Below are 13,228 nucleotides of genomic sequence, written 5' to 3'. Positions count from 1 at the left end.
TATGAAAACAATTAAAAAACTATATATCCTACTGTTATTTGCAGCTTTTAGCCTGCATGCTCAGCAAACTCCAGCTCCTAAACAAAGTGGAGATATAACTCTTACCGGAGGTATCGCTCACATTGGTAATGGTGAAGTGATACAGAACAGTCTTATTTTTATCACCGATGGAAAGATCATAGGCGTTTATGATGCTACGATGACTAAACGACCATTAAAAGGCGAGATCATAAAAATTGATGGACAACATGTTTACCCTGGATTTATAGCTCCTGATACAACCTTAGGACTTGTTGAGATCTCTGCGGTGCGTGCTACTGAAGATCAGGATGAGATTGGTGAGTACAATCCACATATAGAAGCGATCATCGCTTATAATGCAGAATCTAAGGTTGTTGAAAGTATGCGTCCTAATGGGGTGCTTATCGCTCAAAGTGTGCCCCAGGGCGGAACTATTTCGGGAGAGTCCTCTGTTGTACAGCTAGATGCCTGGAATTGGGAAGATGCAGCGGTAAAAAGAGGTGATGGTATTCACCTCAACTGGCCAAACAGTTTTAGACGTGGTCGCTGGTGGTTAGGAGAAGATGCAGGCTATAGCCCTAATAAGGATTACGCCTCTGACATCACCGATCTTAAAGATTTTATAGTACAGTCCCGCGCTTACGAATCTGGTGATTCATCTATAAAAAACCTGCCGTTTGCGGCTATGCAAGATGTCTTAGACGGAACACAAAACCTTTACATACACGTAGATTCTGAAAAAGAAATCTTAGATGTACTAAAATTCAAAAAGGAAATGAATTTAGAGAAAGTGGTTTTAGTAGGCGCCTACCGCGCTTATAAAGTTGCCGATCAAATTGCAAAAGCTGATGTACCTGTTATTCTAGCACGTGTACACAGTCTTCCGGAAGCTGAAGACGATGATTATGATATTTCATTTAAAATGGTTAAGACGTTAGTTGATGCTGGTGTAACAGTCGCTTTGGGTAATAGCGGTGAATACTGGCAATCCCGTAATATTCCGTTTTATGCCGGGCAAACTACTGCCCATGGTCTTAGTTTTGAAGATGCCTTGCAACTTATCACAAAGAACGCTGCTACCATATTGGGAGTTGGAGACAAACTAGGAACTTTAGAAGCTGGTAAAGATGCTACTCTTTTTATTAGCACCGGAAACGCATTAGAAATGATGGGAAACAATATAACTCACGCTTTTATAAACGGAAGAAGCATCAGTCTTGAATCGCATCAAACTGAGCTTTGGAAACGCTATATGGAAAAATATGAAAGAACAGAATAGATTCTTTTTAAAAACTTAAAGCATAAAAAAAGTCCGATTCAAAAAATTGAATCGGACTTTTTATTTATAAGCTATTTGCTAAATTTTAGCCTTGCATAGCATCTAATTTAGTCTTGTACTCTTTAGCCTCTTCATCATTTCCTAATTGAACGTGAATGTTATATAAAGTACGTACAGCTTCGATATTTGGCTTATCACCAGAAGTTGCTTTCTCTAAATAAGGCACAGCATCATTATAGAGTTTTAAACGTTCAGCTTTAAGTTCCTCATACTTTTTATTATCTGCCTTAGTATTCCCCAAAGAGTTCATTTGCTCAATAATCTCTTTATCTTTACCTAACATCAATGCTGCTATATTTAAGTTAGCACCGGCATAATTCGGATCAATCTCTAAAGCTTTTCTGTAATAACCTAAAGCTTTCTCTGTGTTGCCAGAATCAGCAGCTCCAACACCTAGATTGAAATAAAGACCTGGATTATTGGGGTCTTTCGCGATTACTTTATTTAAAGTAGCCTCATACTCTTCAGTCATCCCCATTTTAAGATAAACATCAGCAGCAGAACGTAATAAAGCATCATCATCAGGATTCTCAGCTAAGGCATCTTTAATTGCTCCTAGAGCTTCTTCGTTTTTACCTTCCTGAATATAAATCAAAGCAATGTTCTTAGCGATTTCACCAGAACGAGACTCGGTAACTTCCGTTTTAGGATCTTCGTGAGAACCAGACTTTACAAATAAATCTCTTTGTTGCTCTGATGGAAAACTCTCTACTTGTCCGTTTTCTTTATTCTTAGCAGTATACTTAGTCTCGATACCTGTGTACCCTAAGTCTTTTAATTTACTGTAATAATCTAAAGCAGTATCATAATTCTGACCGTTTACTGCATTAGAAGCCGCAAAATAAAGGTAAGACGTATCCTTAGGCGTAAGTGTATATAATGTATAGAGTTTATTAGCTGCTGCATCATATTTTTGAGCATTCTGATCGTCTACAGCCGAAGAAATAACAGCATTCATAGCGGTTTGCTTGTAGTTCATCGCTTCGTCACCATATTTATCACCATCATTGAACTCACTAACCTTTGAAAAAGCTTCCATAGCTTTGAGGAGATCATCAGCATTTTTATTTTCTTCACCTCCTAAATACGCTCTACCTTTAACGAAGTAGTAATATTCTTTTTCCTTTTCATCCATTTGGCCCATCATACCTTCAAGACCATTTATCTCAGTTTGTGCCTCGGCATAACTACCAGACTCGACTGTTTTTTCGGCAGATTTTATCTCTTTTTTCTGCGCAAAAGTTACAGCGCTAAACGATAGTGCCGCCAGCAATAAAGATTTAGTTTTCATTATTTGTTAAATTTATATTCGACTTTAATTATTCTTCCTCGTCAGAAGAAGGTTTTTCAATACTTGGATTATCTGTTTTTTCAGCATCATTTACAATTACTTCTCCGTCTTCATCAACTTCGATATCATCTTCATCTTTCTTGACTTTAGTAACTGCCGCAATGGTATCTCCATTCTTAAGATTAATCAAACGTACACCTTGTGTTGCACGTCCCATAACTCTCAATTCTGAGACAGCCATTCTAATTGCAATACCAGATTTGTTTATGATCATAAGATCATCTTCATCTGTGACGTTATTGATAGCAACTAGATTTCCGGTTTTTTCGGTAATAGAAATTGTTTTAACTCCTTTACCTCCACGGTTTGTAACTCTATAATCTTCAACAAGAGAACGTTTACCATAACCATTTTCTGAAACAACAAGAACATTAGACTCTGAATCATTCACAGCCACCATTCCTATTACTTCATCATTATCATCTGCAAGAGTTATGCCACGCACACCAGATGCGTTTCTACCCATAGGTCTAGTCTTCTCTTCTTCAAAGCGAATAGCTTTACCAGACTTGACTGCTAGCATCACCTGGCTATCTCCTGTTGTAAGTTTAGCCGCAAGTAATTCATCCCCTTCTTTAATGGTTATCGCATTAATACCATTTGTACGTGGTCTTGAATATTGCTCCAGAGAAGTCTTCTTAACCTGTCCTTTTTTGGTTGCCATAATGACATAACGACTGTTGATATACTCCTCATCTTTCAAGTCATTTGTACAAATAAATGCTTTTACCTTATCATCTGGCTCAATATTAATAAGGTTTTGAATCGCTCTACCTTTTGAAGTTTTGCTTCCTTCTGGTATTTCAAATACACGAATCCAGAAACATTTTCCTTTTTGGGTAAAGAAAATAAGATATTGATGGTTTGTACCTACAAAGAGGTGTTCTAAGAAATCTTCATTACGGGTAGTTGATCCCTTTTGACCAACTCCTCCTCTATTCTGAGTCTTATACTCAACTAAAGAAGTACGCTTAACATAGCCAGCGTGCGAAATAGTAAGCACAACCTTCTCGTCAGGAATCAAGTCTGTGATGCTAACATCGCCACCCGCAACATCTATACTGGTACGACGCTCATCACCATATTTTGCTTTAATTTCTTCTAATTCTTCTTGAATTATTTCCATTCTACGCTCCTTGCGCGCTAAAATATCTTTAAGATCTTCTATAAGCTTAATAATATCATCATACTCTTCGCGCAATTTGTCTTGCTCAAGACCGGTGAGCTGTCTCAAACGCATCTCTACGATTGCACGAGCTTGTATTTCACTCAATTCAAAACGCTCAATTAATTTATTACGAGCTTCTTCTGCATTACTACTTGCTCGTATTAATGCAATTACCTCATCAATATTATCTGAAGCGATGATGAGCCCTTCTAGAATATGAGCACGATCTTCAGCTTTCTTCAACTCAAACTCTGTACGTCTCACAACAACTTCGTGACGATGCTCAACAAAATGATGAATCATATCTTTAAGATTCAGCATTTGTGGACGACCTTTTACAAGAGCGATGTTGTTTACACTAAATGAAGATTGTAAGGCGGTGTACTTATATAGCGTATTAAGCACAATATTAGGAATCGCATCACGCTTAAGAACATATACAATACGCATCCCTTTACGGTCAGATTCATCACGTATAGAAGCGATACCTTCTATCTTCTTATCGTTAACAAGATCAGCGGTTTTCTTGATCATATCAGCTTTGTTCACCTGATATGGAATCTCACTTACAATGATACATTCTCTTCCTTTAACCTCTTCGATAATTGCTTTAGCTCTAAGTACTACACGACCACGACCTGTCTTAAATGCCTCACGCACACCATCATACCCGTAAATAATTCCACCGGTAGGAAAATCTGGGGCAGTAACGTGTTGCATCAACTCGTCTATTTCGATATCGTTATTTTCGATATATGCGGTAATACCGTTTACAACTTCAGTAAGATTATGAGGTGGCATATTTGTCGCCATACCCACTGCAATACCAGATGCTCCGTTTACTAAAAGTCCGGGTATTCTTGTTGGTAATACGGTAGGCTCTTTTAAGGTATCATCAAAGTTTAAGGTGTGATCTACAGTATCCTTATCAATATCCGCTAGCATTTCTTCAGAAATCTTACGCATACGTGCTTCAGTATATCGCATAGCTGCCGGGCTATCACCATCTACAGAACCAAAGTTCCCTTGACCATCTACAAGCATATAGCGTAAACTCCATTCCTGAGCCATACGCACCATAGTGTCATATACAGAAGTATCCCCGTGTGGGTGATACTTACCCAGTACTTCCCCTACGATTCTTGCTGACTTTTTATGAGCAGTATTCGAACGAACACCTAATTCGTGCATTCCAAACAAAACACGTCTGTGTACAGGTTTTAAACCGTCACGAACATCTGGTAGCGCACGTGACACGATGACCGACATTGAATAATCAATGTAGGCTGATTTCATTTCATCTTCAATGTTGATAGGAATTAACTTCTCTCCTTCAGCCATATGTATTTATCTTTAAATAATTGGTTTAAACAGTAAGGGGCAATATACGTTTTTCTCGTGTGTTTTCGGTATTTCACCTCTAGCCACATACCGCTTTTTATTAACAAAAATTAATTTTGGTTTTTAATAAGTATGCTTAACTTCCATTGTGTCTTTGAAAGTAATTTTGTCAATTTACTTACAAAGTTATGAACGGAACGGTTTTTGAATTATTCTATTTAAAAATCTAAGAAAAAGATTGGAGCGTTTATGGATGATAATTTTTCCCCAAGAGTTAAAGATGTAATAGCCTTTAGTAAAGAAGAAGCTTTAAGGTTAGGTCACGATTTTATAGGAACCGAACATTTGATGTTAGGTCTTCTTCGCGACGGAAGCGGCAAAGCTATCGAGATTTTACAAGCTTTAGATGTAGACCTGAGTCACTTAAGACGTAAGGTTGAGATCCTAAGCCCTGCCAATCCCGGTTCTGGCCTGGCCAGCAATGACAAAAAGAATTTACATCTCACCAGACAGGCAGAACGTGCCTTAAAAACTACTTTTTTAGAAGCTAAACTTTTTCAAAGTTCTTCTATTAACACAGCGCATCTTTTGCTTTGTGTTTTACGCAACGAGAACGACCCAACGACCAAGTTGCTTAATAAACTCAAAGTGGATTATGACAATGTAAAAGATCAATTTAAGCTTATGATGACTAGTGATGACGATTATATAGAGCCTATTAAAAGTGAATCGTTTAGTGAAGACGATGGCACTGCAGATTCTTCTAAAGAAAATCCTTTTAATGCTCCCGGAAATAAATCGAATAAAAAATCTAAAACTCCGGTATTAGATAATTTTGGTCGAGATCTTACAGCAATGGCTGAAGAAGATAAACTGGACCCGGTTGTAGGCCGTGAGAAAGAAATAGAGCGCGTTTCTCAAATTTTGAGTAGACGTAAAAAGAATAACCCGCTACTTATAGGGGAGCCTGGTGTAGGTAAATCTGCAATTGCAGAAGGTCTTGCTTTACGCATTGTTAAGCGTAAAGTTTCACGTATTCTTTTTGATAAGCGCGTAGTAACCTTAGACCTTGCTAGTCTTGTTGCCGGTACTAAATACCGCGGTCAGTTTGAAGAACGCATGAAAGCGGTGATGAATGAATTGGAAAAGAATTCTGACATCATCCTCTTTATTGATGAAATTCATACTATTGTAGGTGCAGGTGGGGCTACAGGTTCGCTTGACGCGAGTAATATGTTTAAACCTGCCTTAGCACGTGGTGAAATACAATGTATTGGTGCTACTACGCTTGATGAGTACAGACAGTATATTGAAAAAGATGGTGCTTTAGAGCGTCGTTTTCAAAAGGTTATTGTTGAGCCTACTAATGAAGAAGAAACCATTGAAATCCTTAATAATATCAAGGATAAATATGAAGATCACCATAACGTTGAGTACACTCCTGAAGCTATTAAAGCCTGTGTTACACTTACAAGCAGATACATTACAGATCGTTTTCTTCCAGACAAGGCAATTGATGCTTTAGATGAAGCTGGATCTCGTGTGCACATTGTAAACATTGATGTTCCTAAAAAGATCTTAGATCTTGAGCGTCAGCTAGAAGAAGTACGCGAGCGTAAAAATTCTGTGGTTAAAAAGCAGAAATATGAAGAGGCTGCAAAATTACGTGATGACGAGAAAAACATTGAAAAAGAGTTAGCCGTTGCGCAACAAAACTGGGAAGAAGATTCTAAGCAACATAAAGAAACGGTGACAGAAGATAATGTCGCTGACGTTGTTTCTATGATGTCTGGAATTCCTGTTAATAGAATCGCTAAGACCGAAAGCAATAAACTTGCTGAGTTACCTAAATCTATTAAATCTAAGGTTATCGGTCAGGATGAGGCTGTTGCGAAAGTTGCGAAAGCTATTCAGCGTAACCGTGCAGGACTTAAAGATCCACATAAACCGATTGGTTCATTTATCTTTTTAGGTCAGACCGGTGTAGGTAAAACCCAGCTTGCAAAAATTTTAGCAACTGAATTGTTTGATAACGAAGATTCACTTGTACGCATTGATATGAGTGAATACATGGAAAAATTTGCCATTTCTCGCTTAATTGGTGCTCCTCCGGGATACGTAGGTTATGAAGAAGGTGGTCAGTTAACCGAAAAAGTAAGAAGAAAGCCATACTCTGTGATCTTATTAGATGAGATCGAAAAAGCACATCCAGATGTCTTTAATATGTTGCTTCAGGTTCTTGATGACGGTTATATTACAGATTCTTTAGGTAGAAAAATCGACTTTAGAAATACGGTTATCATTATGACCTCAAACATTGGTGCCCGTAAATTGAAAGATTTTGGTCAGGGTGTTGGTTTTGGTACTGCAGCACGTCAGCAGCAAGCAAATGATAACGCAAAAGGTGTAATTCAACAAGCCCTTAAAAAGGCTTTCGCCCCAGAATTCTTGAATCGTGTAGATGATGTTGTTGTATTCAATGCATTAGACCGTAAAGAGATTCACTTAATCATTGATATCGAACTTAAAAAGCTTTATCAGCGTATTGAGACCCTAGGTTATCATCTAGAACTTAGCGATAAAGCCAAAGACTTTATTAGTGACAAAGGATTCGATAAAGAATATGGTGCAAGACCTCTTAAGAGAGCTATTCAAAAATACATTGAAGATGCTCTTGCAGAAGAGATCATAACCTCTAAAGTAAGCGAAGGTGATAATATCTTTATGGACATAGAGGAAGGTAAAGACGAATTGACAATTAGAATTGAGAAGACTGAAAATTCAGCTCAATCTTAAAGTGAATATAAATTAAATTAAAAAAGTCGCCAAATGGCGGCTTTTTTTTATAGTAAACAAAATGCTATATTACAGATTGTTACGGTATATTACACATACTCAACCTCAACAGTATTTATGCTTCAATTTCAATTTGGATACATTACGTTTGAAAGCTCTTTAGCCATTGGCAGAATGAATCATGGAATCAAAATTGACCTTGATAAAGCTAATGAGATTTTCAATGCTTGTTTAGAACATTTTACCAATAAACCATTCGCATATATCACTATAAGAGAACAGTCTTACAGCGTGGATCCGTTAGTTTATATAGAATTATCAAAACTTGAAAATTTTAAAGCGATGGCAATAGTAACCAATAGTTTATTAGGTATTACAAATAGCCACATCGAATCTCAGTTTATAAAAAAACCTTTCAAATGTTTTACTGAAACTAATGAAGCAAAACAATGGGCATTAACTATTTTAAACAGAGAATAAAAAAAGGATGCTAATTAGCATCCTTCTTTTATTAATCATTAATACGAATAGGAATTACTCGCTCATTTCTTTCGGGTTGCGAGCTTATTAAATATGTGTAAATCCACATTAAGGTAAATGATGGGATTATATCTGTAAATGGAAGGATCTCTTCTATAAATACTAAGATAGAAGCGATCTTACCATTTCTACCAGGATACATTTGTCCCATTTGTTTTGCTGCATAGGGTGCCCAAGCTAAATCCAAAAAAGGACCTACCACCGGTATAGCCATAGTCAGCATACCTATAAGATCAAAAAGAACACCTTTTAATAATAAATTATAGTTTAATGTTTTCATTTAAAGTTGTTTTTAAACAGTATTGAAATACAGAGAACATTCTCATATTCAATTATCCATCCTATATAATTTGTAGCAGGATAAGACATTTAAAGGTAAGCAAATAACCTGCCAAACTAACTTAAATCTGAACCTATAAGCTTTAAAAATTCATTACGCGTTTCATTATGCTCAAACTGCCCTCTAAAGCCTGATGTCGTTGTTGTTGAATTTTGCTTTTGAACACCACGCATCATCATACACATATGCGACGCTTCAATAACAACTGCTACGCCCTGAGGTTTTAAAGTAGTATTTATACATTCTAAAATATCATGCGTTAAACGCTCCTGTACTTGTAATCTTCGGGAAAAAACATCTACAACTCTAGGCAATTTACTAAGTCCCACAATATGACCATTAGGAATATAAGCTATATGTGCCTTACCGAAAAAAGGCAACAAATGATGTTCACATAAAGAATACAACTCTATATTCTTGACGATAACCATCTCATTATAATCCTCTTTAAACATTGCTCCGCGTAATATCTCACTCGCATCTACATCATAACCGCTTGTAAGGTACATCATCGCCTTAGCAGCACGCTCTGGTGTTTTCACAATACCTTCTCGCTTTACATCTTCACCCAGCCCCCCGATAATAGACTTATAGCAATCTTTTACATCTTCCTGAACTTCAATATTGTACTCTTCAAATTGTTTGTATGGAGTCATAAATTATTTTTTATAAATAAACCTCCTGAAGTTTATCTTGATAAAGTTGTTTTATTTTATTGACTTTGGGGTTTATAATAAACTGGCAATAACCCTGCATCTTATTTTTATTATAATAAGAATCGTGCTCTTCTTCTGCCGGATAGAAAACCTCTGCCTTGGTCACCTCTGTAACAATTTTAGAATCAAAAACCTGTTCAGAATCCAGATATTTAATAAAATTCTCAGCTTTTTGCTTTTGTTCTTCGGTATGGTAAAAGATCGCGCTTCTGTATTGTGTACCCACATCATTACCTTGACGGTTTAATGTAGTAGGATCGTGTGTGGTAAAAAATACCTGAAGTAACTCTTGATAAGATATAATACTTGGATCGTAATCAAATTGTATTCCTTCAGCGTGGCCGGTCCTACCCTGGCATACTTCGCGGTATGGTGGATTTTTTATGAATCCACCGGTATAACCGCTTTTCACATTATAAATACCCTTAAAACGCTGAAAAACTGCTTCGGTGCACCAAAAACAACCATTAGCAAATGTAGCTTTTTCTAATTTCTCACTCATCATAACAAATATATAACCTGATACTAGTTTAAAAGTTAGTTTAACCTTTTGTTAATACATTTCATTAAATCGTTAAACAAAATGATAAAACTCTTCTGCATACCCTCTAATCTTTCGCGCTGTCTTATCTTTGAAAAGCATTATTAAAGCCGATCTTTATTAAGCTAGAAATGTTACAAACTAGTCGGTAATTTGTAGTTTATCTTACGGTGAAAAAGCCGATAATTATATGCATTAGCTAGTCATACCTAACGACTATTTTAAATATAATTTAAGTCAAATATCAACTTAAGCTGATTTTAAAAATACAATGATTAAAGCTGAAAATATTCATAAATCCTACGGTTCTGTTGAAGTGCTAAAAGGAGTTGATTTAGAAATTAAAAATGGCGAAGTGATATCTGTTGTAGGCGCTAGTGGTGCCGGTAAAACTACGCTCTTACAAATCTTAGGCACTTTGGATCTTGCAGACAAAAAACCCAACACCAACCTAAGCATAAACGATACGCTAATTACCAAATTGACCGAGAAAGAACTCAGTAAATTTAGAAACCTTAATATTGGTTTTATTTTTCAATTTCATCAACTTCTACCCGAGTTTACAGCACTGGAAAACGTATGCATCCCAGCATTTATTGCTAAAAAAAGTAAAGCAGAAGCAGAAGCTAAGGCTAAAGAATTATTAGGCTTTTTGGGGCTTGACCATCGCATTAACCATAAACCGGGTGAATTATCTGGTGGAGAACAGCAACGCGTTGCTGTAGCGCGATCCTTAATCAATGAACCGGCATTGATTTTAGCCGATGAACCTTCTGGCAATTTAGATAGTGAATCTGCTGAAAATTTACACAAACTCTTTTTTAAACTACGCGACACCTACAATCAGACTTTTGTAATTGTAACGCATAATGAAGATCTTGCTGCAATGGCAGATCGCAAACTAACTATGGTAGATGGCAAAATCATCGCTTAAGCTTAACAAAACTCAACTCAAAGAATTTCTGAATGAAAAAGCGGCATTATATGAAAGTCCAAAATTTATAGTTACAGATCCTATTCAGATTCCGCATCAGTTTACTCAAAAAGAAGATATTGAAATTATAGGTTTTCTGGTTGCTACAATCGCTTGGGGAAATCGTAAAAGTATCATTACGAATGGCAATAAACTTGTAAATCTCCTTGAGGGCAATCCATATGATTTTGTAATCAATCATTCTGAAGCAGAGCTAGATCATTTACAAAATTTTGTCCACCGAACTTTTAACGGTATTGATCTCATAACTTTTATAAAAAGTTTGAAAAATCTTTATTTGAACCACGGGGGACTAGAAGCGGTTTTTTCAAAATACAGATCAAAAAACTCTTTACAACCAGCTATATCTGAATTTAAAAAGATATTTTTTGAAATAGAGCATTTACAACGCACTCAGAAGCACGTAAGTGACCCTTCAAAAAAATCTGCGGCAAAACGTATCAACATGTTTTTAAGGTGGATGGTTAGACCCAATAACGCAGGAGTAGATTTTGGAATTTGGAATCAAATTCCGGCTGCTGCGTTATCTTGCCCATTAGATGTACATTCAGGAAGAGTTGCTCGGGATCTGGGACTTTTAAAACGAAAACAAAATGATGCTGTAGCCCTCGCTGAATTAGACACACAGCTGAGAAAACTAGACTTAAAAGATCCTGTAAAATATGATTTTGCGCTCTTTGGCTTGAGTGCTTTTGAGAAAGATTTATTTTAAATCACTAAGTAGTGTTCATAATGTTATTTAGTACATTTATTCTCGACAAATATTCTCAACAAAGACAACAACTTTTACTTAGAAAAAGTTATTAAATGTACCTATCCCCCAAGCACGCTAATAAATCAAGGCCCTAAAATTAAACATGCAATTACCAGCCAAACCCACAAATGAACAAGATCGTCTGCTAGAACTTCAGCAATTGAAGCTGATGCACACAGAAGCAGACCCTAACTTTGATGTCATTACCAGACTCGCTTCGGCTATTTGTGATGTTCCAATCGCTTTGATCTCATTAATAGATTCAGATAAGCAATGGTTCAAGTCTAAAACAGGCTGGGATATTTGCGATACAGAGCGTGATATTTCATTTTGTGCACACGCGATTCTTCAGCCAAAGGACATAACAATAATTCCAGATTCTAGATTAGATGAGCGGTTTAAAGATAACCCGTTGCTGACTTCAGATTATCCGGTAATATTTTATGCGGGAGTTCCTTTACTTACTAAAAAGGGAAATGCCATAGGAACATTGTGTATCATAGATCACAAGCCTAAATCCCTCTCAAAATCACAGATAGACTCTTTAAAAGATCTGGCTTCTCAAGTTGAAAGTCTTTTTGAATTGCGAAAAAGCAATCTTCAATTGCGAGAAGTAGAAAGCTTACTTCAGAAGAAAAATGAACAATTGAGAAAATTTGCGGGCACGATATCTCACGATATGAAAATGCCGCTCGCAAATATGATTCTCACTACAGATATTTTAAAAGCAAAATACGCCCCAAGTTTTGACGAGCAGGGTAACAACTACCTCTCTTATCTAAAACAATCTTCATTTTCGCTTAGCGATTATATAGACAATTTACTTTCATACTATGAAAGCGAAGAACTCCCTGTGCAAAATCTTGAGGTATTTGATTTAAACAATCTCTTGGAAGACATTATAGATTTATTGAACATCAACGAAGATTATATCATCAACCTCCCTGAAAACGGAATCAATTTACAAACCAATAAATCTGCTTTAAATCAGATTTTATTGAACCTGATCACAAATAGCCTCAAGTATAACGATAAAGAAACCGGCATCATAGATATAAACTGTGTTGAAGATCATGCATATTATTACATTCAGGTTTCTGATAACGGTAAAGGTATTCAGAAAGATAAAATAGAAAGTATTTTTGACCTCTTTAGCACAGCTTCAGAAACAGATAATAAAGGTAAAAAAGGCAATGGTATAGGCCTCTCTACCGTACGTAATTTGGTTCATTCTTTAGGCGGGATTATCAGTGTTAGTAGTGAAGAAAATGAAGGTGCTGCTTTTGACTTTACAATAAAAAAAGTAAGCGCATAATCTGAATATTTG

At 36.4% G+C, this 13,228-nt stretch carries 11 protein-coding genes; 6 read left to right on the top strand and 5 right to left on the bottom strand.

The window, feature by feature from the left end; translation table 11 throughout:
- The first annotated feature begins 1 nt into the window (after window position 1).
- Complete coding sequence (locus DSM03_RS10830; RefSeq protein ID WP_128760534.1) at window positions 2–1,300, top strand: amidohydrolase family protein; 1,299 nt, start codon at window positions 2–4, stop codon at window positions 1,298–1,300.
- Window positions 1,301–1,385: 85 nt separating this feature from the next.
- Here the strand turns inward: DSM03_RS10830 and DSM03_RS10825 are convergent, their stop codons facing one another.
- Together DSM03_RS10825 and gyrA are read right to left on the bottom strand one after the other, a co-directional pair.
- Window positions 1,386–2,651, bottom strand: coding sequence for a tetratricopeptide repeat protein (locus tag DSM03_RS10825; protein WP_128760533.1), 1,266 nt, complete (start codon window positions 2,649–2,651; stop codon window positions 1,386–1,388).
- A 28-nt stretch (window positions 2,652–2,679) separates the two neighbouring features.
- Window positions 2,680–5,220 (bottom strand): DNA gyrase subunit A, encoded by a 2,541-nt coding sequence (gene gyrA, locus DSM03_RS10820; protein ID WP_128760532.1) that lies wholly within the window; start codon window positions 5,218–5,220, stop codon window positions 2,680–2,682.
- A gap of 249 nt (window positions 5,221–5,469) precedes the next feature.
- Here gyrA and DSM03_RS10815 point away from each other — a divergent pair, with 249 nt between their 5' ends.
- Both DSM03_RS10815 and DSM03_RS10810 read left to right on the top strand, forming a co-directional pair.
- Window positions 5,470–8,016, top strand: coding sequence for an ATP-dependent Clp protease ATP-binding subunit (locus DSM03_RS10815; RefSeq protein ID WP_128760531.1), 2,547 nt, complete (start codon window positions 5,470–5,472; stop codon window positions 8,014–8,016).
- 33 nt (window positions 8,017–8,049) lie between these two features.
- On the top strand, window positions 8,050–8,496 hold the full coding sequence (locus tag DSM03_RS10810; protein WP_128760530.1) for an STAS/SEC14 domain-containing protein: 447 nt from the start codon (window positions 8,050–8,052) through the stop codon (window positions 8,494–8,496).
- Window positions 8,497–8,527: 31 nt separating this feature from the next.
- Here the strand turns inward: DSM03_RS10810 and DSM03_RS10805 are convergent, their stop codons facing one another.
- The 3 genes from DSM03_RS10805 to msrA form a co-directional block, all read right to left on the bottom strand.
- Window positions 8,528–8,836 carry a hypothetical protein gene (locus DSM03_RS10805; RefSeq protein WP_128760529.1) on the bottom strand — a complete coding sequence of 103 codons (309 nt, stop codon included), beginning with the start codon at window positions 8,834–8,836 and terminating at the stop codon, window positions 8,528–8,530.
- 116 nt (window positions 8,837–8,952) lie between these two features.
- Window positions 8,953–9,552: a GTP cyclohydrolase I FolE gene (gene folE / locus DSM03_RS10800; protein WP_128760528.1), complete on the bottom strand. Its 600-nt coding sequence runs from the start codon at window positions 9,550–9,552 to the stop codon at window positions 8,953–8,955.
- A gap of 10 nt (window positions 9,553–9,562) precedes the next feature.
- Entirely contained in the window at window positions 9,563–10,114 is a 552-nt protein-coding gene (msrA, locus tag DSM03_RS10795) for a peptide-methionine (S)-S-oxide reductase MsrA (protein WP_128760527.1), read from the bottom strand.
- A 310-nt stretch (window positions 10,115–10,424) separates the two neighbouring features.
- On the opposite strand from msrA, the gene DSM03_RS10790 reads away from it, so the two are divergent.
- From DSM03_RS10790 to DSM03_RS10780, 3 genes are all read left to right on the top strand, one after another.
- A complete protein-coding gene (locus DSM03_RS10790) occupies window positions 10,425–11,087 on the top strand; it encodes an ABC transporter ATP-binding protein (RefSeq protein WP_128760526.1) in 663 nt (220 codons plus the stop codon).
- A complete protein-coding gene (locus DSM03_RS10785) occupies window positions 11,068–11,859 on the top strand; it encodes a TIGR02757 family protein (RefSeq protein ID WP_128760525.1) in 792 nt (263 codons plus the stop codon). The genes DSM03_RS10790 and DSM03_RS10785 overlap by 20 nt, the downstream gene beginning before the upstream one ends.
- Window positions 11,860–12,004: 145 nt before the next feature.
- A complete protein-coding gene (locus DSM03_RS10780; RefSeq protein WP_128763163.1) occupies window positions 12,005–13,216 on the top strand; it encodes a sensor histidine kinase in 1,212 nt (403 codons plus the stop codon).
- Window positions 13,217–13,228: the final 12 nt, after the last annotated feature.

This window comes from Leeuwenhoekiella aestuarii (assembly GCF_004104055.1).
Classification (GTDB): domain Bacteria; phylum Bacteroidota; class Bacteroidia; order Flavobacteriales; family Flavobacteriaceae; genus Leeuwenhoekiella; species Leeuwenhoekiella aestuarii.
This window is presented reverse-complemented; position numbering and strand designations above follow the sequence as displayed.

Coding starts and splice junctions, on each gene's coding strand:
- DSM03_RS10790 (WP_128760526.1), top strand. CDS start 10,425: ATGATTAAAGCTGAAAATATTCATAAATCCTACGGTTCTGTTGAAGTG.
- folE (WP_128760528.1), bottom strand. CDS start 9,552: ATGACTCCATACAAACAATTTGAAGAGTACAATATTGAAGTTCAGGAA.
- gyrA (WP_128760532.1), bottom strand. CDS start 5,220: ATGGCTGAAGGAGAGAAGTTAATTCCTATCAACATTGAAGATGAAATG.
- DSM03_RS10830 (WP_128760534.1), top strand. CDS start 2: ATGAAAACAATTAAAAAACTATATATCCTACTGTTATTTGCAGCTTTT.
- DSM03_RS10810 (WP_128760530.1), top strand. CDS start 8,050: ATGGCGGCTTTTTTTTATAGTAAACAAAATGCTATATTACAGATTGTT.
- DSM03_RS10805 (WP_128760529.1), bottom strand. CDS start 8,836: ATGAAAACATTAAACTATAATTTATTATTAAAAGGTGTTCTTTTTGAT.
- DSM03_RS10780 (WP_128763163.1), top strand. CDS start 12,005: ATGCAATTACCAGCCAAACCCACAAATGAACAAGATCGTCTGCTAGAA.
- DSM03_RS10815 (WP_128760531.1), top strand. CDS start 5,470: ATGGATGATAATTTTTCCCCAAGAGTTAAAGATGTAATAGCCTTTAGT.
- msrA (WP_128760527.1), bottom strand. CDS start 10,114: ATGAGTGAGAAATTAGAAAAAGCTACATTTGCTAATGGTTGTTTTTGG.
- DSM03_RS10785 (WP_128760525.1), top strand. CDS start 11,068: ATGGCAAAATCATCGCTTAAGCTTAACAAAACTCAACTCAAAGAATTT.
- DSM03_RS10825 (WP_128760533.1), bottom strand. CDS start 2,651: ATGAAAACTAAATCTTTATTGCTGGCGGCACTATCGTTTAGCGCTGTA.